General features: G+C 51.3%; 22 protein-coding genes. 13 read left to right on the top strand and 9 right to left on the bottom strand.

All coding sequences use genetic code 11. From position 1 onward, the window contains the following. Window positions 1–113 precede the first annotated feature (113 nt). The 3 genes from HMPREF9442_RS07165 to HMPREF9442_RS07155 are packed head-to-tail and all read left to right on the top strand — an operon-like array spanning window position 114 to window position 2,293. Window positions 114–692, top strand: a complete 579-nt coding sequence (locus HMPREF9442_RS07165) for a sugar O-acetyltransferase (RefSeq protein ID WP_008626893.1) — start codon at window positions 114–116, stop codon at window positions 690–692. Between the two features lie 14 nt (window positions 693–706). Continuing rightward, window positions 707–1,408: a DNA alkylation repair protein gene (locus HMPREF9442_RS07160; RefSeq protein ID WP_008626892.1), complete on the top strand. Its 702-nt coding sequence runs from the start codon at window positions 707–709 to the stop codon at window positions 1,406–1,408. Between the two features lie 30 nt (window positions 1,409–1,438). Then, window positions 1,439–2,293: a DNA/RNA non-specific endonuclease gene (locus HMPREF9442_RS07155; RefSeq protein ID WP_008626891.1), complete on the top strand. Its 855-nt coding sequence runs from the start codon at window positions 1,439–1,441 to the stop codon at window positions 2,291–2,293. 4 nt (window positions 2,294–2,297) lie between these two features. Here the strand turns inward: HMPREF9442_RS07155 and HMPREF9442_RS07150 are convergent, their stop codons facing one another. Then, a complete protein-coding gene (locus HMPREF9442_RS07150) occupies window positions 2,298–3,173 on the bottom strand; it encodes a hypothetical protein (RefSeq protein ID WP_253271057.1) in 876 nt (291 codons plus the stop codon). Window positions 3,174–3,397: 224 nt separating this feature from the next. On the opposite strand from HMPREF9442_RS07150, the gene HMPREF9442_RS07145 reads away from it, so the two are divergent. The 6 genes from HMPREF9442_RS07145 (at window position 3,398) to HMPREF9442_RS07115 (ending at window position 9,046) form a co-directional block, all read left to right on the top strand. Next, window positions 3,398–3,670, top strand: a complete 273-nt coding sequence (locus HMPREF9442_RS07145) for a co-chaperone GroES (protein ID WP_008623034.1) — start codon at window positions 3,398–3,400, stop codon at window positions 3,668–3,670. Between the two features lie 51 nt (window positions 3,671–3,721). Beyond that, the gene (gene groL / locus HMPREF9442_RS07140; RefSeq protein ID WP_008623033.1) at window positions 3,722–5,359 is read left to right on the top strand and encodes a chaperonin GroEL; all 1,638 of its coding nucleotides are present in this window, start codon (window positions 3,722–3,724) and stop codon (window positions 5,357–5,359) included. Window positions 5,360–5,645: 286 nt separating this feature from the next. Beyond that, the gene (locus HMPREF9442_RS07130; RefSeq protein ID WP_008626887.1) at window positions 5,646–6,428 is read left to right on the top strand and encodes a DnaJ domain-containing protein; all 783 of its coding nucleotides are present in this window, start codon (window positions 5,646–5,648) and stop codon (window positions 6,426–6,428) included. Between the two features lie 44 nt (window positions 6,429–6,472). Beyond that, window positions 6,473–7,621 carry a glycoside hydrolase family 43 protein gene (locus HMPREF9442_RS07125; protein ID WP_040602771.1) on the top strand — a complete coding sequence of 383 codons (1,149 nt, stop codon included), beginning with the start codon at window positions 6,473–6,475 and terminating at the stop codon, window positions 7,619–7,621. 293 nt (window positions 7,622–7,914) lie between these two features. After that, window positions 7,915–8,520 (top strand): hypothetical protein, encoded by a 606-nt coding sequence (locus HMPREF9442_RS07120; RefSeq protein WP_008626870.1) that lies wholly within the window; start codon window positions 7,915–7,917, stop codon window positions 8,518–8,520. Between the two features lie 7 nt (window positions 8,521–8,527). Continuing rightward, a complete protein-coding gene (locus HMPREF9442_RS07115) occupies window positions 8,528–9,046 on the top strand; it encodes a hypothetical protein (protein WP_008626869.1) in 519 nt (172 codons plus the stop codon). Between the two features lie 92 nt (window positions 9,047–9,138). On the opposite strand, the gene HMPREF9442_RS07110 is transcribed toward HMPREF9442_RS07115, so the two are convergent. Further along, window positions 9,139–10,362: a glycoside hydrolase family 43 protein gene (locus tag HMPREF9442_RS07110; protein ID WP_008626868.1), complete on the bottom strand. Its 1,224-nt coding sequence runs from the start codon at window positions 10,360–10,362 to the stop codon at window positions 9,139–9,141. Between the two features lie 192 nt (window positions 10,363–10,554). Here HMPREF9442_RS07110 and HMPREF9442_RS07105 point away from each other — a divergent pair, with 192 nt between their 5' ends. Then, entirely contained in the window at window positions 10,555–13,464 is a 2,910-nt protein-coding gene (locus tag HMPREF9442_RS07105; protein ID WP_008626866.1) for a glycoside hydrolase family 38 C-terminal domain-containing protein, read from the top strand. Between the two features lie 236 nt (window positions 13,465–13,700). On the opposite strand, the gene HMPREF9442_RS07100 is transcribed toward HMPREF9442_RS07105, so the two are convergent. After that, complete coding sequence (locus HMPREF9442_RS07100) at window positions 13,701–16,628, bottom strand: outer membrane beta-barrel protein (RefSeq protein ID WP_008626864.1); 2,928 nt, start codon at window positions 16,626–16,628, stop codon at window positions 13,701–13,703. Window positions 16,629–16,840: 212 nt separating this feature from the next. On the opposite strand from HMPREF9442_RS07100, the gene HMPREF9442_RS07095 reads away from it, so the two are divergent. After that, a complete protein-coding gene (locus tag HMPREF9442_RS07095) occupies window positions 16,841–17,728 on the top strand; it encodes an Rpn family recombination-promoting nuclease/putative transposase (protein WP_008626862.1) in 888 nt (295 codons plus the stop codon). 68 nt (window positions 17,729–17,796) lie between these two features. Here HMPREF9442_RS07095 and HMPREF9442_RS07090 read toward each other — a convergent pair whose 3' ends face one another. The 5 genes from HMPREF9442_RS07090 to HMPREF9442_RS07070 all read right to left on the bottom strand — a co-directional run bounded on the left by HMPREF9442_RS07090 (window position 17,797) and on the right by HMPREF9442_RS07070 (window position 21,929). Beyond that, entirely contained in the window at window positions 17,797–18,738 is a 942-nt protein-coding gene (locus HMPREF9442_RS07090) for a hypothetical protein (protein WP_008626860.1), read from the bottom strand. Then, window positions 18,722–19,480 (bottom strand): PG0215 family putative anti-sigma factor, encoded by a 759-nt coding sequence (locus HMPREF9442_RS07085; RefSeq protein WP_008626859.1) that lies wholly within the window; start codon window positions 19,478–19,480, stop codon window positions 18,722–18,724. The genes HMPREF9442_RS07090 and HMPREF9442_RS07085 overlap by 17 nt, the downstream gene beginning before the upstream one ends. A gap of 2 nt (window positions 19,481–19,482) precedes the next feature. Then, a complete protein-coding gene (locus HMPREF9442_RS07080) occupies window positions 19,483–19,983 on the bottom strand; it encodes a GFO_1088 family ECF-type sigma factor (RefSeq protein ID WP_040602789.1) in 501 nt (166 codons plus the stop codon). A 140-nt stretch (window positions 19,984–20,123) separates the two neighbouring features. Then, window positions 20,124–20,654, bottom strand: a complete 531-nt coding sequence (locus HMPREF9442_RS07075) for an NUDIX hydrolase (protein ID WP_008626857.1) — start codon at window positions 20,652–20,654, stop codon at window positions 20,124–20,126. Between the two features lie 15 nt (window positions 20,655–20,669). Next, the gene (locus HMPREF9442_RS07070) at window positions 20,670–21,929 is read right to left on the bottom strand and encodes an S-adenosylmethionine:tRNA ribosyltransferase-isomerase (protein WP_040602770.1); all 1,260 of its coding nucleotides are present in this window, start codon (window positions 21,927–21,929) and stop codon (window positions 20,670–20,672) included. Window positions 21,930–22,077: 148 nt separating this feature from the next. On the opposite strand from HMPREF9442_RS07070, the gene HMPREF9442_RS07065 reads away from it, so the two are divergent. Continuing rightward, the gene (locus tag HMPREF9442_RS07065) at window positions 22,078–23,163 is read left to right on the top strand and encodes a DUF2027 domain-containing protein (RefSeq protein ID WP_040602788.1); all 1,086 of its coding nucleotides are present in this window, start codon (window positions 22,078–22,080) and stop codon (window positions 23,161–23,163) included. A 114-nt stretch (window positions 23,164–23,277) separates the two neighbouring features. Next, entirely contained in the window at window positions 23,278–23,775 is a 498-nt protein-coding gene (locus HMPREF9442_RS07060) for a C40 family peptidase (protein WP_008626854.1), read from the top strand. A gap of 86 nt (window positions 23,776–23,861) precedes the next feature. Here the strand turns inward: HMPREF9442_RS07060 and HMPREF9442_RS07055 are convergent, their stop codons facing one another. After that, entirely contained in the window at window positions 23,862–24,614 is a 753-nt protein-coding gene (locus HMPREF9442_RS07055; protein ID WP_008626853.1) for an exodeoxyribonuclease III, read from the bottom strand. Window positions 24,615–24,666 lie beyond the last annotated feature (52 nt).

Here is a 24,666-nt window from a genome sequence, read left to right as displayed (position 1 = left end):
GTTCTCAGCCGAAACGTTTGAAGAGGACTTTTGGCTGTATTCCGGATGAGGCCGGATGGCGTGGAGCAGGCAGGCGGCAGGCAGAAAATGAAGAACAAGATAAAAGATGAAATATGAAGACGGAAATGGAGAAGATGCGTAGCGAAGAACTTTATTGTTTCTCTGATGCGGAGATGCAGGAAAGTCTTCGGCGTGCCAAAAAACTATGTACGTGTTTGCAAACCATGGATATTTACGACGAACGCTACCGTGGTACGATTGAGGAACTGATTCCCGGAATCCCTCAGGATTCTACGGTATGCCCCCCGTTCCACTGCGACCATGGTACGGGCATCGTGTTAGGTGAAAACGTGTTCGTGAATTATAATTGCGTGATGCTCGATGCCGGTTACATCCGCATCGGGAAGAACACGAAGGTGGGGCCTTGCTGCCAGTTTTACACGCCCCAGCATCCGATGGATTACGTGGAGCGTCGCGAACCGAAAGAGACGGCCTATCCCATCACCGTGGGTGAGGACTGTTGGTTGGGAGGCGGCGTGGTGGTCTGCCCGGGAGTGACCATCGGGAACCGTTGTATTATCGCTGCCGGGAGCGTGGTGGTGAAAGACATTCCCGATGATTCCCTTGCTGCCGGTTGCCCGGCCGTGGTGAAGAAAAAATTGAATGGGATAGCAGATTCCAAGGACAAATAAAGAAGGTTGCGTCTATGGTTTGTCAAGAAATCAAGGACTTTTTGGCGGCACATGCCGATGCCCGGTATGCTGCTTTTGTGACTTCGTTGATGCCTGGCACCCGCCCGGTGGTCGGTGTGCGTCTGCCCGTATTGCGGGCGTTGGCCAAGGAGATTGCCAAGGGGGATTGGCGTACTTATTTGGAGGAGGCAGTGGACGACACGTTCGAAGAAGTCATGTTGCAGGGTTACGTGACGGGCGTGGCGCGGATGCCGTTTGAGGAGCAGATGGAACGCATGGCTACCTATGTGCGTAAAATCAACGATTGGGCTTTGTGTGATTCCCCTTGTTCGGGATTCAAGTTCGTGCGAAAACACCGTGAGGAGGTATGGGCGTTCCTGCAACCTTATTTATATAGCGGGGACGTATTCTCCCAACGTTTTGCCGTAGTGATGCTTTTGGCACATTTCGTCACGGACGATTTTATCGACCGCGTGCTGGAGGCCTGCGCGGCAGTGCGTCCAAGCGGATATTACGCGTCCATGGCGGTAGCATGGGCGGTGTCAGTCTGCTTTGCCAAATACCCGGATAAGACGCGTCCGTTGTTGGCCGGAGGGCGGTTGGACGACGAGACGCAAAACAAGGCCATACAGAAAATCGTGGATTCCTTCCGCGTGGCGGAATGGGATAAGTCTTGGGTGCGTACGCTCCGTCGTCCCAAGGTTCGGAAATCTTAAACCGGAAATAAACAAATTGAAATCGGAAAAATGAAACTGAAAATGATAATCGGCGGCTTGGCGGCTGCCGTAGTGGTATTGACGGGTGGTTACGACTGCTTGCGTGGTTACGTGGGACAGTGGACGGGATGCAGGTTCTTACCGGAGGCAACGGACGGACAGGTTTTCGGTAGCAGTCCTTCGTCCGGTTCGGGGGATATGGAGCCGGGATTGCCGGAACTGGTTCAGGAACGAAACAGCCAGGTGATTCGCCATACGGGGTATACGGTATCTTATAATGCGGAGACCAAGATACCGAACTGGGTAGCCTGGACATTGACACCCGAACGTTTCGAGGAGGCGGTGAGCCGTTACGACAAGTTCCTGCCCGACCCCGAAGTAGCAAATCCCGTGACGACGGAAGACTACAGGCGGTCGGGCTATGACCGTGGGCACCTTTGTCCGGCGGCAGACAACAAATGGGACGAACAAGCCATGCGGGAAAGCTTTTACATGACGAACGTTTGCCCGCAAGACCATAACCTGAACCGGGGCGACTGGAAAGAGTTGGAAGAAGCTTGCCGCGACTGGACGATGGAAAACGGGCTGCTGTATGTGGTGGCCGGGCCTGTCCTCTATCGTGGACAGCACAGGCATATCGGCCAAAGCCGGGTTACGGTGCCAGAGGCTTTCTATAAGGTTGTGTTTTGTCCGGAGCCGATGAAGGCCATCGGCTTTATCTACAAGAATAAGTCGGGGAACCGTCCGCTTGATGCGTATGTCAATTCGGTGGACGAAGTGGAACGCATCACGGGGATAGATTTTTTCCCGTCTTTGCCGGACAGTGTGGAAAAGGCCGTGGAAGCTGTTTACGACCTCGAAGAGTGGCAGATGCCGGAACGTTGACCGCTCAGGTTCGTGATTTGAGTTTCTTGCGGCGGTGTTCCCGAAACAGGACTAAAAGCTGTTGGAACAGGAACAACGCCCAGAACATGCAAAAGAAACATACGCCGGAGATGGCGCTGTCTATTCCTAACGGGGCAAAAGGAATGGCGCAGAAAGAATACAATAGGCAATAAGTCAGAAGCTTGTGCTCACGGGAGATGCGCCATAGCCGTTTCCGTTTTTTCCGTGAAGATAAGAAATAAATGGTGAGCAGAGTGGCGAACATGAAGACTTTGGTCTCCCACAGTTGGGTGAAACCGTCTGCCGTTTGGGAAGACAAGGCGGTCAGGTCGTTCCACGATGACTGTTTCCAAAAGGTGGACTGCAAAAGGCAAAGTGTGGTGCCGATGGCAAAACCTATGACCATGGGCCAACAGGCCAGACGGAACAGCCGGTCGCGCTGCAAATAGGACAGTGTGAGGAAACTGGCACAAAGCGGAATCGTGATGCTGTCGTGCGTATAGCTGCAAAATATACCCATCAACAACATCAGGAAGTAGCCGTATTTGAAATTTTTATTGGAAATACGGGTATATTGAGAAATGAAGAACGGGACGATGCAAGTGGACGAGAGGGTCATGACGGCTGTCTCGTCACGGTTGAAGAACTCGTGCGAGTCCGGACAGAAGAGCAGGACAAACATGGCCGTGCAAAGGATTCCGGCGGAACTTTGGGCAGAGTGGGCGATGTGGCCGGTCAGATAGACCAATAGCGTAAACAGCAAAGCAGACAACGGGTTGATGATTTCCGGTTGCCAGATATAGCCTCCCGTTTTGGGAAGGAATGTCAGTGCGGAAAGTATTATGAGGAATACGGCAAGATAGGTCAGTCGTAGTTTCATCGTTTGTTGCTTTCTGCAAAAGTACGGAATAAATTTCATATAAAGGGCTTTTCTACTGATTTGGACACAAAAAACTGCGGAGGCAAGGTTGGCAGAAAGTCTGCCGTATTTCGGGGCTGTACATGGTAAAAGTGTGCCAAAGTGTCAGTCGTGGTGTTTTGGCATGTTTTTCGTATGGATTGGAGTAGAATTTTTAAAATGTACAATTATAAAATTTATCCATTATGAGCATTAAACCATTAGCAGACCGTGTGCTGATTGAACCGGCTCCGGCAGAGACGAAGACAGTAGGTGGTATTATCATTCCCGACACCGCCAAGGAAAAACCGTTGCAAGGTACTATCGTTGCAGTGGGTAAAGGTACGAAAGACGAAGAGATGGTCTTGAAGGAAGGCGATACCGTGCTGTACGGTAAGTATGCCGGTACGGAACTGGAATTCGAAGGCAAGAAATATTTGATTATGCGACAGAGCGACGTGGTGGCTGTGTTGGCATAATTTTTCGTTTTATACATTAATATATAATAGACAAAAGAAAGGACTAAAATCATGGCAAAAGATATTAAATTCAACATAGAAGCCCGTGAACTGATGAAGAACGGAGTGGATCAGTTGGCCAATGCGGTAAAGGTAACTCTCGGCCCGAAAGGACGTAACGTCATTATCGAAAAGAAATTCGGTGCGCCGCATATTACGAAAGACGGCGTGACCGTAGCCAAGGAAATTGAGTTGGCCGATGCGTTTGAAAACGCAGGTGCGCAGTTGGTCAAGAGCGTGGCTAGCAAAACAGGCGACGATGCCGGTGACGGAACGACCACGGCTACCGTATTGGCACAAAGCATCGTGAGCGTGGGCTTGAAGAACGTGGCTGCCGGTGCGAACCCGATGGACTTGAAGCGCGGTATCGACAAGGCCGTGGCCAAAGTCGTAGAGCATATCAAAGGTCAGGCTGAACAAGTGGGCGACGATTACAACAAGATAGAACAAGTGGCTACCGTCAGTGCCAACAATGACCCGGAAATCGGGAAACTTTTGGCCGAAGCCATGAAGAAAGTCAGCAAGGACGGTGTGATTACTATCGAAGAGGCTAAGGGACGCGACACTACTATCGGTGTGGTGGAAGGCATGCAGTTCGACCGCGGCTACTTGTCGGCTTATTTCGTGACCGATACGGAGAAGATGGAGTGCGTGATGGAGAATCCTTACATCTTGATTTACGACAAGAAGATTTCCAACTTGAAGGATTTCCTGCCTATCCTCGAACCGGCAGTACAAAGCGGTCGCCCGTTGTTGGTGATTGCGGAAGACGTAGACAGCGAGGCGTTGACTACTTTGGTGGTGAACCGTCTGCGTAGCCAGTTGAAGATTTGTGCCGTGAAAGCTCCGGGCTTCGGCGACCGCCGCAAGGCCATGTTGGAAGATATTGCCGTGTTGACGGGCGGTGTGGTCATCAGCGAAGAGAAGGGCTTGAAGTTGGAGCAGGCTACCATCGAAATGTTGGGTACTTGCGACAAGGTGACTATCTCTAAGGATAACACGACCATCGTTAACGGTCACGGACAGAGCGAACTCATCAAGGATCGTGTCAATCAGATTAAGAATGAGATTGCCAACTCTACCAGCGACTACGACAAAGAGAAGTTGCAGGAGCGTCTGGCTAAGTTGAGCGGTGGTGTGGCTGTGCTCTATGTCGGTGCACCGAGTGAGGTGGAAATGAAAGAAAAGAAAGACCGTGTGGACGATGCCTTGTGTGCAACTCGTGCAGCTATCGAGGAAGGTATCATCCCGGGTGGCGGTGTGGCATATATCCGCGCCATCAAGGCTTTGGAAGGCTTGGAGGGTGCCAATGCAGACGAAACCACAGGTATCAATATCGTAAAACGCGCCATCGAAGAACCTCTCCGCCAGATTGTGGAGAACGCAGGTCTGGAAGGTTCGGTGGTTGTAGAAAAAGTACGCCAGGCTGAAGGCGACTTCGGTTACAATGCCCGTGAGGACAAATACGAGAACATGAAAGCCAGCGGTATCATCGACCCGGCCAAGGTGACTCGTGTGGCTTTGGAGAATGCCGCTTCTATTGCCGGCATGTTCTTGACTACCGAATGTGTCATCTGCGACAAGAAGGAAGAAAAAGCCGATATGCCGATGGGTGCTCCCGGAATGGGTGGCATGGGCGGCATGATGTAAGCCGGACGGTTTACGGAAACCTATTATAATGTGAAAGGGAGAATGTTCGTGGGTGGGCGTTCTCCCTTTCTCCTTTTTTGCTTGTTGCTGTCCGAGGACAGTGTGCCGCAGTCGGTGTGGAAAGAAAAAGGGGACGTTTTTCCTGTCTTCTGCGAAAAACTTCATATCTTTGTCCGTACGAAGGTCGGGGACAGGTTGGCATGGCCAAATCGTAAAACGGTGTTTTCATGCGTTTTTGTGCCCGTCTTCCATGGTTAGGGATTTCCGAATAAAAAATGAATAGAATATGGGAGTGGGAAAATGGATAGGCAGTGCGATGGGGTTCATGACGATGGGGCCGTTGGGTGCACTGGCCGGTTATTTTATCGGTTCGTGGTTTGACAAGCAGGCTGTAGGCATGCAAGAGGATTTGCAAGCGGATGAGGTGGGGCGAGGCCGATACGAACAGGGGCGGCGGAACAGCTTTTTGTTTTCGATGTTGGTGATGGCCTCTTACGTGATGCGGGCAGACCGGAAAATCATGCACAGCGAAATGGAATTCGTCCGTCGCTTCCTTCGTGCGAATTTCGGGGAAGCCGCAGTAGAGGAGGGGGAACAAATCTTGCTGAAGCTCTTCGATGAGGCCAAACGGTTGGACGGAGTGTCCCCTGTGGCATTTCGGGATATGATTTTCGATTGTGGCAGACAGATTGCCGCGCATCTGAACTATGGTGAACGATTGCAGCTGCTGAATTTCTTGGTAAGGATTGCACAAAGCGACGGAAACGTATGTGCGGAAGAGATAACGGCGTTGCGGGAAGTGGCTTTGGCCATGGAGTTGTCTGCCGGAGAGGTGGATTCTATGCTCAACTTGAAAGGCGAATCTTTGGCAGATGCCTATAAAGTACTGGAAATAGAGCCGTCCGCCACGGACGAAGAGGTGCGCAAGGCTTTCCGCAAATTGGCCCTGAAACATCATCCCGACCGCGTAGCGACGTTAGGAGAAGATGTGCGGCGGGCTGCGGAAGAGAAATTCCAACAAATCAACAATGCGAAGGAGCGTATTTACAAGGCTCGTGGTATGAAATAGAACCCTGATGGAAATGAGGTAAAAACCTAATGACAATAAGAAAAATGAAATTGAAGCGAATTTTGGGCTTGGCTTTCTTCCTGTGCGCCATGGTGGCGGCGGTGGAAGCTCAGGCTTTGGATGAAATCCGTCCAGGTCAGGAATGGCCGGACCGGAAAGGAGAGCACATCAATGCCCACGGGGGCGGCCTGTTGTTCCATGAAGGCAAGTATTATTGGTATGGCGAGAACCGGCCTGCACGCGGGTTTACCACCGAAGTAGGCGTAGAGGTCTATTCTTCTTCCGACCTGATGAATTGGGAAGACGAAGGAGTGGCTTTGGCTGTTTCCGAGGAGGCCGGGCACGACATAGAACGGGGGTGCATCATGGAGCGTCCCAAGGTGGTGCGCAACCCCAAGACGGGGAAATTCGTCATGCTGTTCCATTTGGAGTTGAAAGGGCAAGGCTATGCAGCTGCCCGTGTGGGCTTTGCCGAGAGCGATTCTCCGGTTGGCCCTTTCCGGTTTATCCGTTCTTTGCGCCCGAATGCGGGCAAATGGCCGGTGGACTTTTCACGCCGCGACATCCGCAAGGCTAAGAAGCTGAAGGAAGCGGACTATAAGGAATGGTGGACTCCGGAGTGGCGTGAGGCGATTCGTGAGGGGCTGCTTTTGGCACGCGACGTACCGGGCGGACAGATGAGCCGGGACATGACCGTGTACGTGGACGATGACGGTAAGGCATATCATATTTATTCGGCAGAAGAGAACCTGACGTTGAACATTGCGGAGTTGGCAGATGATTATTTGGACTATACCGGACGGTATGTGCGTGTCGCGCCGGGCGGGCAGAACGAGGCTCCGGCCATTTTCAAGCGTGACGGTGTGTATTGGATGGTTACGAGCGGTTGCACGGGTTGGGCACCGAATGAAGCCCGCATGTTCAAGGCCACTTCGTTGTGGGGGCCGTGGGAACAGTTGCCTTCCCCTTTTGTCGGGAAAGATGCCAAGAAGTCTTTCCATACGCAAGGCACGTATATTTTTAAGGTGGAAGGCACAGAGGATGGTTTCGTGTTCATGGCCGACCGTTGGAATCCCCGGAGCCTGAAAAATTCCCGTCATATATGGTTGCCGATAGATTTTGAAGCCGATGGTACTCCGGTCATCCGTTGGGTGGACGGTTGGTCGCCGGACGATTTGCAGGCAGATTTTTAAGGAATGGCCGCAGGATACTTTCATGAGTGACAATTTATGGAGGGAATAAAAGATTCATTGTCTTTGTTTGGGGACATTGAATCTTTTGTTTTTTTATGTTTTATGATTTTTGCGAAAAAAAGTTTGTAATTGTTTGGTTTTTCTTTTAAATTCATTATATTTGCGATGTATTACTAAGAAAAATAAAGCTATGAGAACGAGTTTTTTTTATTGTAGGATGTGCCTTTGCGATTATCTCTTTCGCAGTGGGGTGTCAATCAGAAGAACAAATTTCTGTAAATGGCACGGAAGACATGGTAAGGGAGAATGGTTTTGACGAATTGGCTTTTATGGAAAAGGTGAAATTTAAGTCTTTGGTAGACGAACTTCCGGACAAAAAAGCACCGAGTGCGACGGTAAATCCAAAAGACTTAAAATTCCTGAATCTTGTGAGTGTGAAATTGGCTCGTAAGAAGCTTGACTGCAATCGTGGATTCGGGTTATGTGATTTTAAATTCTTACCGAAAAACATCAGTGTGTCTGTTGCAAAACAGGCTGTATTTGACGGGGAGTATTTGGTAGAGTTGAAAACGGATACTTTGAACTCTCGTTATTATATAGAATTGTTATTGGATGAAGAGTTTCCTGAGGGGTTTGACAAGAATGATGCTTGTTTGATGATTGATGACGACCTGTATTGGATAAATGATTCTGTTACAATAGAAGATATGAATGATTGGTTGAACTCTGATGAAATGTATGCAGAGATGGAAAGGAGAATTGACTATTTATTTGAAACGGGACAAATAGCTCGTGGCGTAGTACCTTTTGTAGACTCTTTGGGGCAACATGGGGGATATATTATCGATGTAGTAGGTGTACCGGCAGATATTCCGGGAGGAAAAATTCCCTTGAATTGAAGTTGCGATGAAAAAGTTAAGTTTGATTTTGTTGTTGGGTTTGTTCGTATTCCCGCTTTACGGGCAAGTTGTGGATTTGGGCGATGGAGCATTGGCCGCAAAAATCAAGGCATCAGAGAAGCCCTATAAGGTTGTCTACATCCTTTGCGACTATTGCGAACCGTCGTTGGTGCTTTATCCCCAAATCCATAAGCTGCTTGCCGGGCAGAAGAATGTGGATTTCTATCCTGTTTGTGCGCAAAGCCGTGCGGAAGTGGAAGCTTACATGGAAAACTATAAAGTAGGAGGCCCCATTTATGTGGTCAATCAAAACCGGAAGAGGAAATGGTATGCCATTATTGATTTCTACAATCCGATAAGTGCGACAGGAGATTATCTGAACCGATATTTGGGGATAGATGCCGATAAGATGGGTGCTTCCAGTTTTGTGGTGTTGGACGGGAAAAACAAGGTGATAGCCCAAACGACGTATGAAACGGAAGATGACGCTTGTTTGGGTATCCTGAAAAATGCGATAGGATTGTAAGCTGTCGCGTTCATGTGGTAAGCGAGTATGCCAATGGCTGCACGTACATCTGGTCCGTGCAGCCATTTTTGCGTATGGTTTCTTCTGTTTGCTTATTTGAACTTTTCCAGTTTCTTTGTCATGGCCACCATGGTTTCGGGGTCGGATACGGTGTCGAGCACTTTTTGGGCTTCGGCCAACAAGGCCGGGCGGCGTTCAAGTTGTTTCAGCGTCAGCGTGGGGACGGGGCGCGTACGGAGGTCGTTTACCGCAGTGCTCAGCTCGGACCAGGCTTCCAACCGTTCCCGTTCGGCCTGCGTGATGTGCATGACAGAGCCATGTCGCGGGGTGAAGTCACCGTGGGTCTTCGTGTTTTGCACGAATGTGAAATCTTTCAGGTTCGTGCTCTTGCAGAATTGGTAGAACCCCTGTGCGTAGCAATCGTACATCAGGACGTACTCGTCCGAACCGATGAGGGGGAACACACTGGAACCTTCCACCGGATATTGCCCCTCTTTTTGCAGGTGCCGCCATTCGATGGTGTAGGGGCCGGTGGGTCGGGGTGCAGTGGCACGCATCACGCCCTGCCGCGTGCGGAATCCTTTGTTCATGACCGAGCGTCCCTCGTCTTTGAAGAACAGCACGTATTCTTTCGTTTTCGGGTTATACACGATGTCCCCGTCTATGGCGGCCGTACCGAAGTCGAACAGCAGTTTCGGCTCCGTGATGTCCGTGAAGTCTTCGTTCACGTAAGAGTAGAACAGCTTGAAGTAAGGCTGTTTGAAGTTCGGGTCTTCCGTGGGATACTCCCAGTCGTGCCGCCCGATGGAGTAATAAATCATATATTTCCCGGCCTCGTCGTCCCAGATGATTTGAGGCGCCCAAACGGCATGTAGGTTTTCGCGGTCGAATCCCGTCAGGTTGGGGAAACGTGTGGGGAAGTCGATGGCCGTGTGTTGCCAATGGATGAGGTCGGTGCTCTTCATCAGGATGAGTCCGTCGTTGCTTTGCCAACCCTCGTCCGAGCGCATGTCCGTCATGACCATATAAAATGTTTTCCCGTCCCGGCCTCTTGTGATGTACGGGTCCCGTATGCTTTTCTTCAGGGCGATGGTGTCCGAGGCCACGACCGGACGCCCTTGGTTGAGGGACGTGTAGTCATATCCGTCATCGCTCAGTGCATAGCGCACCTGTTCGCCGTAAGGGGAATTGTTGGAGAAGAAGGCGAAGAGGTAACTGCTGTAAGGAGAAGGCTCGGCCGTTTGTGCCTGCGCCGGTACCATGGCCCCGAGGGTGGCGGCCAACATGCCAGTCATCATTCGTTTTTTGAGTTTCATGATTAGGTAATGTTTAAGTTTTGTTGTATATGTGTGGGCAAAGATAGGCAGAATCGGCCGATAAAGGAAGTCTTTGCGGTGGCTTTTCGCACGGTGTGGCGAGAATGTGGTATTTTTTGCGTTATGCTTGGTTGCCCGTCCCGTCTTTTTTTTGTCACTTTGTGACCGATACAATGAAAACTAATCAATGTGATGAAAAGAAATTTTTTTTGTGGGATGTTGGCGGTTCTGGCGGCGGGCAATGTGAATGCCGATGTGGTTCCGGAACAGGTCAGTTGTGTAGTGAAACCTTTGTATGGGTATAGACAAGACCGTTCGCCGGGACGTATCGTTGCCGTGCGGTTGAAGGGGGCTGAATTGAAAGGCGAGGTCTGTGTGGATGTGGCGTATAGGAAACTGAAGGAGACATCCGCTTTCCGCATTGATGCGGAGGATTCGGCAGAAGTGGAGGTCATGTTGCCTTCCGCCTTGCCCGTGGACAAGACCGTGGATGTTTCGCTGACGGTGCGCGGAACCGAAAAGAAAGTGAAGACGAAAGTCACCGTGGAACCGATGCGGCATTGGACGGTGTACCTTTACAACCATTCGCACGTGGACATCGGTTACACGAACACGCACAAAAACGTGGAGATGTTGCATAAGACGAATGTTAAGGAAGGTATGAAGCTCTCGCACGAGACTGTCGGCCATGTGGACGGTGCGCGTTTTGTGTGGAATCCCGAGGTGACTTGGCCGATTGAACGATTGTGGAACTCCGAACCGGGGATGCGCGACGAGATTATAGCTTCCATAAAGGGCGGAGGCTTGTCCGTGGATGCCTCTTACCTGAACCTGAACACGAGCATTTGTTCGGATGAGGAACTGTTCCACGTATTTAAGTTCTCACGTGAATTGCAGAGACTTTCCGGAGTGCCTGCGGATGTATTCCAACAGTTCGACATCCCCGGCATCTCTTGGGGCTTGGTGCCCGTCATGGCTCAGGAAGGCATCAAGTATGTCATTTCATGGCCGAACACCGATCGGGGCGGCAATGCCCATTCTTTCGGGATAGACGGTTTTCCTTTCTGGTGGGTAGGGCCGGACGGCCATTCCAAAGTGTTGTTTCTCCAACCGGGAAAATATGCCAACAGCGGAAGCATGGACAAGGGCAATACGACCGGTCGCCCATGGTTCGGCCAACGCAATGCACGTAAGGTCCCGGCGCGTATCCAAATGGGTAGTGCCAATGTTGATTTTACCGGGCAGCTTGTGGATCTGGAGAAGAAAAACTACCCGTATGACTTCATCGTCTTGTCCTGGTCGCTTTGGGATAACAATCCGGTGGATGCCGACGTGCCTTACGCTGTCAATGAGTGGAACAAGAAATATGCCTATCCCAAGATTGTCATTAGCGGCGGCCATGAGGTCATGAAGACTTTGGAGGAAAAATATGGCGACCGCCTGCCTGTGGTGCATGGTGATTATACGGAGTATTGGACTGATGGCTTGGGTACGGCCGCACGGCTTACCGCAGTGAACCGCCGCAACAAGGAACGTATCACGCAGGCCGAGACGGTGTGGTCGATGCTGGCCGGAGGAGCTTGTGCGCCGCGTGCCGAGTTCGACGAGGGGTGGCGGTACATCCTTTTGGGTTCAGAACATACGTGGGATTTTGAGAATCCTTGGGAACCGTATTTCCATGAAGCGATCAGTAAGGTAAAGCAATCTTATTTTTATGAAGCAGAAGCCCGTTCGATGACCTTGTTGGACGAGGCGTTGGGCTTGGCCACTGACAAGTCTAACGGCGCGTTGGGGCCGCGCGAAGGACCGTCGAATGGTGGCATCGCGGTATTTAATACGTTGTCTTGGCCGCATGGAGGATTGGTTACTTTGTCCTCTTCAGAGAGTCAAAAGGGCGACAAAGTGGTGGACGATGTAGGAAATGCTGTGCCGTCGCAACGGTTGTCTACTGGCGAACTGGCGTTCTGGGCTTCGGATGTACCGGCGTTGGGTTCGCGCCACTACCGTGTGGTGGAAGGTGATGCCGTGCCAGGAGATGCCTGTAAGTTAGATGGTTATACGTTAGACAATGGTTGTGTGCGTGTCACGATAGACGGCAAGACAGGAAACATCGTGTCCTTGACCCGTGCCGGAGAGGATTACAATTATATCGACGCGTCGGTGGACGGAGGGGCCAATTCGTGCAGTTGGCTGCCGGCCAATGAAAACAAGCCCGAAGCCGACAAGGTGCAGGCCATCACGGTGACCGAACAAGGCGGATTGGTGGTGGAATTGAAAGTGCAGTCCATGATGAAAGGTTGCCGTTCGGTGACACGTACCGTCCGTCTGGTGGCCGGGCAACCGTGGGTGGAGACCACCAATGTGGTAGACAAGTTGCCGCTGTTGGACAAGGACGGCATACATTTCGGTTTCGGTTTCAACGTGCCGCAGGGTGTGACGAAAGTGGATATCCCTTGGGGGATAATGGAAGTGGAGAAAGACCAGTGGCCGCAAGCCAACCGCAATTGGATGGCCCTGCAACGTTGGTTGGACGTTTCGAACGACACTCATGGCGTGACATGGTGTGCTTTGGATGCCCCCTTGTTTGAGTATGGCGACCGCACGGCCAACATTTCGTTGGGATGGGGCGGACAAGGGCCTTGGCTGACCAAGCTGGAACCGTCTTCCACGGTGTATTCCTGGGCGATGAACAACCATTGGCACACGAACTTCCCCCTGACGCAGGACGGGCCGGTGGCTTTCCGCTACCGCATTCATCCGCATGGCGGATATGATGCTGTAGACGCCAACCGTTTTGGCTTGGAGCAGGCGCAACCGTTGGTACATGTTACGGCGGACAAGAATCCGGACGTGAAGTCCGTCATTTCGGTAGACAACCGTGCCGTGTATGTCACCGTGCTGAAATCCACGGAGAAAGACAACGAGATGATTGTCCGCCTGCGTTCCGTGTCGGACAGGGAAGAGACGGTGGCTTTGGACTTTCCGGCCCATCGTCCGTCGTCCGTGTCGCTTTGCACGCTTGAAGAGCAGCCCGGGCAAATAGTGGACGGGACGCTGACGATGAAGCCCTACGGCATGGCCACGTTGAAGCTCACCTTCTGACAACGGAAGCATGGGAGGCTTACGGACTCTTCCGGTAGTGTATGGTATAGGCATCCGTCCGGGAATGGATGCTTGTAAAGAAAATGTAGGCTTGTCATGACGTTGTTTTTCAATCGCTTAAGCCTTTGAAAAAAATCTGCGGCAAACGGAAAATCGTTTGCCGCAGATTGAAAAATCATTTGGCGCAGAACGATTTTCCGTTCTGCGCCAAATGATTTTTGTATATAAGTTTCTATTTATTCTCCTCTCCGCTTGGCCGGTTTGATGTCCAAGTTGTAGGTGAGGCGCAGCATGGCATAACTGGGAATGACGTTGCGCCACGTCTCGTAGCGTCCTTGCCCGTTCAGCGTCTGGGTGACGTTGGAAAGCTGTCCGAGGATATCGAATCCATCAAGGGAGAGCGTCACACGTTTTTTGAGAAGTTTCTTCGATAGGGTGGCGTTCCATACGATGTCGTCCGTGTTCATGCCGCTTTCACCGTAGCCCCGTCGGCTGTACAAGGTCAGGTCGGTATTGAATTGCAGGTCCCATGGCAGTTTGGCCTGTGCTATCAGGCCGTAATTATAGTCGTAGGTGTTGAGGGTCGTGAAGTTCTCCCGGCCACTGCTCAGGTGGTTCCACGTGCAGCGGGCTTTCACGCCCACTCTCACGTCCTTGGGGAAGGCATATTCCATGTTGAGGCTTCCGCCCGAGTTGTAGGTCTGTACGGTGCTGCGGGCCGGAGCCATGCCGTCCGTCACGCTGATGAGGTCCACCGAATTGTAGAGCCGCGACCACAGTCCGCTGTTCAGCGTGAGGCGGCGGGCTTTGTCGAGCGGCATGGAATAGTTCACGTTACCACCGATGTTGTAATTCCCGTTTACGTTTTCCGGACGGTAGGTGCGCACGCCCGTCGTCTTGTCGTACACGTATCCCTGTGCCACGGCATCTTGTGTGATGGAGTAACTCCAGTAGGTGCTGAAGTGGTGTTGTTTGCGGTTGCTGTTCAGGTAGTAGTACACGGAGACGTTGTGTTGGTGAGAGTTCTTTAGTCCCGTGTTGCTCAGGCGGATGTTCAACGGGTCGTCCGTGGAACGGATGTAGATGAACGAGGTCATGGACGGGAAAGAGACGCTTTTGTTGTAGCGGATGTCGATGCCCCGTTGGTAGTTGTGCCATCGGCCGTAGACCCTGAAACTTGGCTCGAACATGACATGTCGGCGGCTGACGGTGGTGTCCAACCGTTCGCGTTGGTAGTCTAGCGTCTGCCATACGTACATGAGCGGCAGGCGGGTTTCCACGTACCACCAGGTTCCTTCGCCCGATGTCCGGGGTCTGCCTTCCCATTTGGCATAGAGGCTTCCCCGGTGGGAGTAATCGGTCAGGTAAGACCAATAGCTGTTGGGGGCATCTAGCGTCTGTTGCAGGAGTTCCGCTTCGGAGGGCAGCATGCCTAAGGGATGGTCGCCGTCCTCTTCCCAACCGGCCAGTTCGTCGAGCCGGTAGAGTTCGTAACGTTTGGTGTGGTCATGCCAATGGTAGTTGTATCCCGGCACTATGGCCAGGTTGCAAGGAAACCAAAGCCAATACTCCCCTCCGGTGTTGAGGTTCAGGTTGCGGATAGGGCCGTCGTCGTTGGTATATTTGTTGCGGTAGTCCGTCTGTCCGCCGCCTGCCGGATAGTCCAACCGGTAGTGTTCGTACCAACGTTGTTCGTAATCGCTGTACCGCACATTGGCGTAAAGGTTCAGGTTGTCGTTGGCGATGCCGGTCTTGATGGCCGAGTAGGCGTTGAAGGCAGCGTCCGTCTTGTTACCTTTGTTGTTTTGGGCGGTCTTGGAGCGGTTGATGGCGATGCGGCGCATGAGGTCGCCGGCTTCGGGCGAGGCCAGGCTGTCCAACAGGTTGCCGGAGGCGTACGGTTCGGGGTCGGTGTTGAACGTGCCGGAAAGGTAAGTGTTGCGGTCGTCCCATTTGCCCCAGTTAAACGATGGTTGCAAGTTCAGGAACACCTTGTCCCAAGTGAACTGGAACGTGTGCGAAGTGTTGAACCACGTTTGGCAGTAGAACTGTTCGTGTGCTTCCTTGGAGTAAGTGTCGCCGTCGGGCAGGAAGTTCACGCCGGTGGTTTGCGAGCGCACGTCCGTGTCGTAGTGCAGGTAAGATGCGCTGCCGCTCAGTTTGTACTTCCCGTCCTTCTCGTTCACCATGTAGTTCACTCCGAAGTTCTTGTTCGAGCGCAGTCCGCCAGTCAGTTGTGCGGGCGACCATTCGCCGTTGTAACCCGGTTGGCGGTTCTCGTTCATGTTGTTGAAATTGGCAAAAGCGGAAAAACGCGTGTGGGGCGTGAACCGCAGGCCGAAAAGGCGGGCGCGGTAGCGTTCCTCCGTGCCGTATGCCCCTTCGGCATTGGCCAACCATCCCACGGAGTATTCCCGTTTCAGGCGTACGTCCATGACCAATTCTTCATCACCGGTCTTCTTTCCGAGAAATTCGCTGAGTTCCCCGTCTTTGTCGTACACTTTCACGTCCTTGACCGCGTAGGCAGGCAGGTTTTCGAGCATGACGGAAGGTTCGCCTTTGAAAAAATCCTCTCCGTTGAGCAGCAGGTTTTCCACGTAACGCCCGTTGACGAGGATGCGCCCGTCGTCTTTCAGTTCCACGCCCGGAAGTTGGCGGATGAGCGCATCGAGCATGGAGCCTTCGGCCAGTTGGAACGCGTCGGCGTTGTAGGCCACCGTGTCGCCGCGCGTATATATCTTTATCTTCGTGGCCTTTACGGTCACTTCCTCTAATGTCTTATGCTTGATGGCTTTCTCCATGTAAACATCCGCGATGAAGCGTGCCGTTTCCCGGCGGCGGAAGGTAAAAGAGTCCACGGGCACGTCCTGTGTTTCATATCCCTCGGCCTTGAAGCGCAGGATGTAGGGTTGGGCTAGGCGGTTTTCCATATCGAAGAACCATGCCGACGGCCGGTCGGCTATCCGGTTGTTTTTGGGGTTGCGCATGGAATCGAGGGTGACGTAATGCTTGTCCATAAGTTCCACTTTCACGTTACTGATACGTTGGCGCGTGACTGAATTGAATATGCCGCCGTAGATGACTTGTCCCATGGTTTCGGGGCAGGCGAGGGCCAGGAGGATGGCCGCAAGGATCGGAAGGGTATTGAAGAAGGTCTTTCTCATGGCTTTTCCACTTTTATGTTCTGTTAATGTATATTTTAATTACATCCTTTTGTTAATAATACGCAGGAAGTGTTGTTTTGTGACAGTCCGGAGCCGTTTTTTTGAAAGTATCGTGCGAATTTTGTAGTTAACACTCTTTATGTGAGCTTTGGAGGACGGGCAATGGAAAAACATTATATTTGCAAAAATATATTGCAATAAAGTCTACGCTTATGGCAAACTATATCCGTTTTGATTGGGCGATGAAGCGCCTGTTGCGCAACAAGGCCAATTTCGGTGTGTTGGAAGGATTGTTGACCACGCTTCTGGATGAGAAAATCACCATCAGCCAGTTGTTGGAGAGCGAAAGCAATCAGGAATACGAGTTCGACAAGTATAACCGTGTGGATTTGTTGGCCTTGGATTCCAAAGGGGAACTGATACTCATCGAGGTGCAGAACAACAATGAGTATGCCTATTTCCAACGTATGTTGTTCGGCGTGTCGAAGTTGGTGACGGAATACATCAACCGTGGAGAGGGGTATGAGAACGTGCGTAAGGTGTACAGCGTGAACATTGTTTATTTTTCCTTGGGGCATGGCAAGGATATCGTGTACCATGGCAAGACGGAATTTCGAGGCATCCATGAGAACGACATACTGGAACTGACTCCTTTCCAACGGCAGACCTTCAAGGTGGATGCCGTGAGCCAACTTTATCCGGAGTATTATATCCTGAAGGTGAACGACTTCAACAAAGTGGCCAAGACCCCGTTGGAGGAATGGATCTACTATTTGAATACGGGTGAGATTTCCGAGTCGGCCCACGCTCCCGGATTGGCGGAGGTACGCGAACGCCTGAAGGTGGACGGGATGACAAAAGGCGAGCGAGAGGCTTATTACCGTCATCTGGATAACATCGTCATTTTGCGCAGCAATATTTATACGGAACGTGCCGAGGGGCGTGCAGAAGGGCGTGCGGAGGGCCGCATGGAAGGGCGTGCCGAAGGAGAGCATGCCAAGGCTTTGGAGATAGCCCACAGGTTAAAGGCCATGGGATTGTCCGTGGAGGCCATTACCGGTGCTACGGGCTTGTCGGTGGAAGAAATAGAGAAGGCTTGATAATCTCTTGTTTCCTACAAAATAAAAGGTCCCGGACACTTTTCACAAGGTGACCGGGACGGATTAACTTATTTCTGTCTTGCTTGCCTGTTTTTTTGCAATTTTTTTGTGACGTATGAACTATCCCATATCGGATTGTCTTCTGCCCAAGCCCGGGGAAAGACTCCGTTTCCGTTGTGCGATCCTTCCAAACGGATAAGGTATAACCTATCGTTTTTCCATGCGGCTCCCATATATAATGGGCGGCCGTCGGCTTGGCGGACTCTTATTCCGGTTTCTTCGTATTCCCAGTACACGTCGTTGCTTGCCACGTAGATGACATCTTTTTTGAGGTATTTGTGGAAGAGGTCATAAAACAGCCGGTAGTCTGCCCAGGTACATTTAGGGATGATGTACCGGTAACCCTCCGAAAAAGCCGTCGGGTCGTTGTTATATCCTTTGTTGTGTACTACACGTCCGTATGCTCCGTGGAAACGCACTTCTTGTTTGACTGTTTTTCTGCGTGATACATATTGGTTGAACAGTTTTTCGAGTTCTGCGATGATGGCTTGGTCGGGTATGGCATCATTTTCGGCTTGGGCGAAACGGTTTGTGGTTTGGTAATAGAAAAATATGCCGGTTGGGCTGACTTCGAGTTTGAGGAAGTCTTGTTGCCCCCGGATGTCGGAACGTAGTGATATGGCGTAGGTTTTCCGTATGATGTCGCCACTGTCTGTTTCTTCCGTGTGCTTGTGCAGAAATGGGATGTCATTCAATTGGTCGAAGATTTCTGCTATTGAGGGTTGGTGCTCTTCGTAATCTTCTTGGTCTTCGAACCAGTACTGTACCCAATATTGGGCACCGGTCATCCATCTTTGTTCCAAGTAACGTTTGGGAAACATTCGGTCAAGCTTGTGAAATATGTGCATGGCTGTTTCATTTTCCCGATAGAACTCTTGGGCATGTACATGGTTTGTGCATGCTATGACCGTTATCACGGCCATGAGCCAGTATTTAATATAAGTTTTCATAATAAGGGTCGATATGTTCATATTGTTTGGAGAATTCGTCCATTCTTCTTTTCTGCTTTTGGAATTCGGCCTGAATGTCGGCCAAGTGTGGCATGGCCTGTTGTTGGGTTGCCGTGTCTGCGTCTTGTCGGGCGGTGCCGGGTTGGGGTATTGAGCCCGTTCTGGTGGTGGATGTGTCCTCCCCCGTAGGGAGGGCTGTCCACATTTGTCCTTTTGGGTGGCTTGCAGGAAGGATAATTGTGTCCCGAATTGTGATTATTTTGGCGGTCAACGTAGTGGGCACTGGCTTTTCGATGAATACCGTATCGGTTTTCCACTTTACTTCCGTGAGGACGGTAGGGGGCATGGAGATGGAATTTGTAGGCTGTGTAGCTTCCTTTCGCGAGACGGTGGTTCCTAAGAAAAAACATGCGGCAGAGACGGAAGCTGCCGCTATCCACCGTACGGCGATGTACCCTGTGCGACTTATACGCTTCGGTTGCATCGGAGGAACGGTCTGTAGGGCGGAGGAGCCGGGAATTTCTTCCGATGGGTATGACTGCATCCACCTCTCCTGTTCTTCTTCCGTGAAAGAAGGTTCGCCTTCGTCGAATTGGTTGAACATGGTTTTGAAGTCGGCAAAATCCTTGTCGGCATCCGGCGAACGGAAATATTCCATCAGTAGGGCTTCTTCTTCCAACGAGGTCTTTCCCTCCATGTAGAGGTCAAGCAATCGTCTGATGTCTTCTTTGTTTGTCGTCATGTTCAATCTCTCCTTACCTTTAGTTGTTCCATCATTTGTTTCCTTGCCCGTGACAATACGGTGCGGACTACGCCTTCCGTTGCTCCGATGATACGGGCTATCTCGCTCATTTCCATGTGTTCCACCTGACGCATGCGAAGCACGGCCCGGTATTTGTCCGGCAGGTTCCGGACGACACCACGCATCCATTCCGCATTTTCGTGGTCTTCCATCATAGCCTGTGCACTTCGCTGTCCGTCGGGCGCGTCATGCCCCGTCAGGCTTTCGTGCGGATGGGTTTTGAGTCGCCTCAGGCGGTCGATGCAAAGGTTGCGGGTGACGGTCATACCCATGGGAGAAATGTTCTTTTCCCGGTCGAGCCGGTCTCGGATAAGCCAAAGTTTGAGCATGGCTTCTTGTACGATGTCTTCCGCCTCGTCCTCATCAGACAAATAGAAACGTGCGATGTCTACGAGTTTGCCTCGTAGCATGGATACCGCTATTTCGAATTCTGTCTTTTCCATGAGGTTAATGTTGCAAGGGGCGGAACCGTTTCCGGTGGTCAGGACATGGCCGTTCTTTCCCTTTTTATAAAGAATACGCAGAAGCTGATCTTTTGTTTCATCGGATGATGTTAAAGAATGTAATGGATTATAGATTCCATTCACAAAAGCGTGTCTGGTTCGTTCCCGAAAAGTCTCTTGTATTCGCTTTCAAAATTGGGCGTGAAGATACCTTTTCCCATCGCTTCATGGATTTCTGTCGTGCTCCAGAAACGTCCGCCATCTGTTTCCGCACTGGGACGTATGTTTCCGTCGTAAGTACAACGGTGTGGGAAGACCAATTCACGTTCGCGGTCGGATTCAAACACATAGCGGGGGAGGCGTTCGGGAGTGAAGCCGGTGAGGCCGAGTTCTTCTTCCGCTTCGCGGTGCAAGGCCATCTCCACGCTTTCGCCCAAGTCCACGTGGCCTCCTACGGCCGTGTCCCATCTTCCCGGTTGGATGTCTTTCCAATGCGGACGTTTTTGCAGGTAAAGTTCGCCCCGGCTGTTGAACACATGCAAGTGTACCACGGGGTGAAGGCATTTGCTGCCATTGTGGCATTCGCCGCGCGTGGCGGCTCCGATGATGTTCCCCTCTTCATCCACGAGGGGAAACATCTCTTCCCGGTTGTCTTCTTGTGTAGCTATCATGAGGTTTCGCGGGGGTTAAGGGATGAGTAATGAGCTGTCACCGTAGCTGAGGAAACGGAAATCGTGGGCGAGGGCGTAGTCGTAAATCGTGCGCCAGTCGCCGTGCACGAAAGCCGAGACGAGCAGCAACAGCGTGCTTTGCGGTTGGTGGAAGTTGGTGACCATCATCCGCACGATATGGTATTCGTATCCGGGAGCTATGATGATTTGCGTACTGGTGTGCAGGGCTGTCAGTCCGTGACGGTCCAGATAATCCAATACGTTCTGTAGGGCTTGCAGTGTAGTGAGTGCTTCCGGATGTCCGTTGTCGGGGCTTCCTACAGGGCGCGTCCGTGCAGCATACTCGTAAGGCATCCACTGCGGTACGTGCAGCTCCTCCTCCGATGCGTCGGGATTTCCGTTCAATGCCACACCTATATAATATAAGCTCTCAAGGGTGCGCACCGAAGTCGTACCCACGGCAATGCATGCGCCGCCGTGGGCCAACAGTTTCTCTATCGTGCTGCGATGTACGCAGATGTATTCCGTGTGCATCTCGTGCCCGGCTATTTCTTCGCTTTTCACCGGTTTGAACGTGCCCGCCCCGACGTGGAGCGTCACTTCCTCGCGGTCGATGCCGTGGGCATCCAAATCGGCCAACACGCGTTCTGTGAAATGGAGTCCGGCCGTGGGGGCAGCTACGCTGCCTTTGATTTTAGAGTACACCGTCTGGTAGGTCGTCTTGTCGCTTTCCTGTGTCTCGCGGTTCAGATAGGGCGGGATGGGCAGTTCGCCCACGGCTTCCAAAATTTCAGCCCAAGTCGTTTGTTCGTCGTCCCATTCAAAATCAATCCAGTGGCTGGTGCCGCGATTCTCGCCCCGGGTAGCCTTCAAGGTGATGCTGCGTCCGCCGATTTCCACGGGGCAGGATAAGCTGCCGCTTTTCCATTTTTTCAGATTGCCCACAAGGCAAAGCCAACTGCAACGACCGGTTTGTTGGAACATCAGCGCGTAGTCGTGCGGACGGACAGGTTCCAGGCAGAACACCTCGATGAGCGCGCCGGTATCTTTGTGGAAATGCAACCGCGCCTGTATGACTTTCGTGTTGTTGAATACCATCAGGGCGCCTTGGGGCAAATAGTCCGGCAACGAAGTGAACGTGTCCTCGCCCACCGTTCCGTGACGGTACACCAACAGTTTGGACTGATCCCGTTCGGTTAGGGGGAATTTTGCGATACGTTCCTCGGGCAGATTGTAGTTGAAGTCTTTAATCTGGATGTGTCTGGTTTCTTCCATTGGAGTTGATTGTTTTAAAGTGGCAAAGTTAGGCATATTTGTCGAAGTGGGACGGGTGTTTGGGATAAAAAAGCATAAAGGCGGCGGTCGGATTTTGTACTCTTTGCGCTTTGCCGTATATTTGTTTGACGAATAAAACATGGAAGATATGAAAATCGGAGATAAAGTAAGGTTTTTGAGCGAAGTGGGGGGCGGCATCGTGAGCGGCTTCCAAGACAAAGATACGGTGTTGGTGCGGGATGAAGACGGTTTCGACATTCCGATGCCCGTACGTGAGTGTGTCGTGGTAGAGACTGACGATTATAACATAGCCAAGGTGAACACCGGTACGCACGACAAGAAGAAACTTGTCGGAGAACGAACGGCCGGACAGTTTCGTGATGAAGATGAGGACGACCGTCCTGTGACATTCGTACCGAAACCACAGGAACGCCGGAACGGTGACAAGTTGAACGTTTTTCTGGCTTACGTGCCGATGAATCCCAAAGAAATGACCACTACGTCTTTCGAGGCTTATTTGGTAAACGACAGTAACTATTACGTCACTTTCCTTTACATGAGTGTGGAGGGTACGGGATGGCGTGTACGTTTTCAAGGGACAGTGGAACCGAACACCAAGCTCTTCATGGAGGAATTCGACCGTTCGGTGTTGAACGACATGGAGCGCGTCTGTGTGCAATGCCTGGCCTATAAACAGGAGAAGACTTTTCTGCTCAAACCGGCCGTACAGGTGGAATTGCGGATAGATACCGTGAAGTTCTATAAGTTGCATACGTTCCAACCCTCGGATTTTTTTGAAGATAATGCCTTGGTGTATGACGTGGTGAAGGATGACGTGCCTGCCCGTACGGTTTTTGTCAATGCAGAACAGCTAAAGGATGCTTTGCTGAAAAAGGCAACCGACGAGCGTCCGGTGCGTCAGCCGGCCCGCAAGGCGGAGCAACCGAAGAACGGCATCATAGAAATAGACTTGCATATCAATGAATTGTTGGACAATACCGCCGGGCTTTCCAACAAGGAGATGTTGGACTGCCAGATAAAAGAGTTCCGCCGTGTGATGGACGAGAATCTGAAAAACAAAGGACAGAAAATAGTGTTCATCCATGGTAAGGGGGAAGGCGTGTTGCGCAGCGAACTCTTGAAAGAATTGAAACGTGCTTACAAAGGTTGTACCTATCAGGATGCTTCGTTCCGCGAGTATGGGTTCGGGGCTACCATGGTTACGATTCACTGATGTCCATAGCCTTAAAGGCTCTTAAAAGATGTGTAATTTATTGGGGTTCTGCATGGAAAGGTGTATTTTTGGCATCGAATTTCATGTTGAACCCTTAAAATTAACATTAAAATAATGATGCGGTTTCTTTGGTCTCTGCTTGTCTTGTGTGCTTTGTTTGGTGTGTCCCCTGTTTCTGCCCAGACGTTATTATCGGAAGAAATAAGGGAGGATTCAGTCACCGGCCAAGATGTCGTAGAGAAAGCCAAAGAGTTTATCGGAGTGCCTTACCGTTACGGGCAAATGAATCCTAAGCGCGGATTTGATTGTTCTGGTTTCACTACTTATGTCTTTAAGTCTTTGAATATCTGTTTGACGCGTTCTTCGCGTTCCCAGTTTAGAGAAGGAGTCAAGATAGACGACCGCCGCGACTTGCAGCAAGGGGATTTGGTGTTTTTCACCGGTACGCGTTCCAAGAAGACTATCGGGCACGTGGGTATCGTGACGGATGTGGATGAAGAAACCGGTGAGTTTGAATTCATCCATGCAGGGCGCAAAGGTATTTGTATCAATTCTTCTTCCGATGGCTATTATGACCGGCGGTATGTAGGGGCACGCAGGGTATTGGGGTAATACCTGCCAGATACGAAGAGAGCCGTTTCCGGAGTGTGCAAAGGCATACGGGAACGGCTCTTTTTCGATATAAAGTGGCTGACGGGTCAGAACAAGTCTACCTCCACCGGGCAATGGTCGGAACCGAAAATCTCGGTGTGTATGGTTGCGCTTTTGAGTTGCGCTTCCAGTCGTTTGGACACTAAGAAATAGTCGATACGCCACCCTGCATTCTTTTCCCGGGCCTTGAAACGGTAAGACCACCACGAGTAGATGCCTTCGCGGTCGGGATAGAAGAAACGGAACGTGTCTGTAAAACCGCTGTCCAACAAGATGCCGAATTTTTCCCGTTCTTCGTCTGTAAAGCCAGCGTTCTTACGGTTCGATTTTGGATTTTTCAGGTCGATTTCGCGGTGCGCCACGTTCAAGTCGCCGCAGACGATGACTGGTTTCCGGGTATCCAGTTGCAAGAGATAGGCGCGGAATGCTTCTTCCCACTGCATACGGTAATCCAGACGTTTCAGCCCGTCCTGCGAGTTGGGCGTGTAGACCGTGACTAAGAAAAAGTCAGGCATTTCAAGCGTGATGACGCGTCCTTCCCTGTCGTGTTCCTCCAAGCCGAGGCCGTATGTGACATTGAGTGGGGCATGGCGGCTGAAGATAGCCGTGCCTGAATATCCTTTTTTTTCCGCATAGTTCCAGTAGGAGCGGTAGCCTTCAAACTCCAAGTCGAGCTGCCCTTCCTGCATCTTTGTTTCTTGCAGGCAAAAGAAGTCCGCATCCAAGGCGGCGAAAGACTCTTTAAATCCTTTTTCGCAACAGGCTCTCAGGCCGTTGACGTTCCATGAGATAAATTTCATAGGCTGTAAGTTTGCTGTAATTTTGCTTTTTATTTTCAAAGGTAAGCCTTTT

It is taken from the genome of Paraprevotella xylaniphila YIT 11841, assembly GCF_000205165.1.
Classification (GTDB): Bacteria; Bacteroidota; Bacteroidia; order Bacteroidales; family Bacteroidaceae; genus Paraprevotella; species Paraprevotella xylaniphila.
The sequence above is the reverse complement of the archived record's forward strand: the minus strand, read 5'-3'. Positions and strand labels throughout refer to the sequence as shown.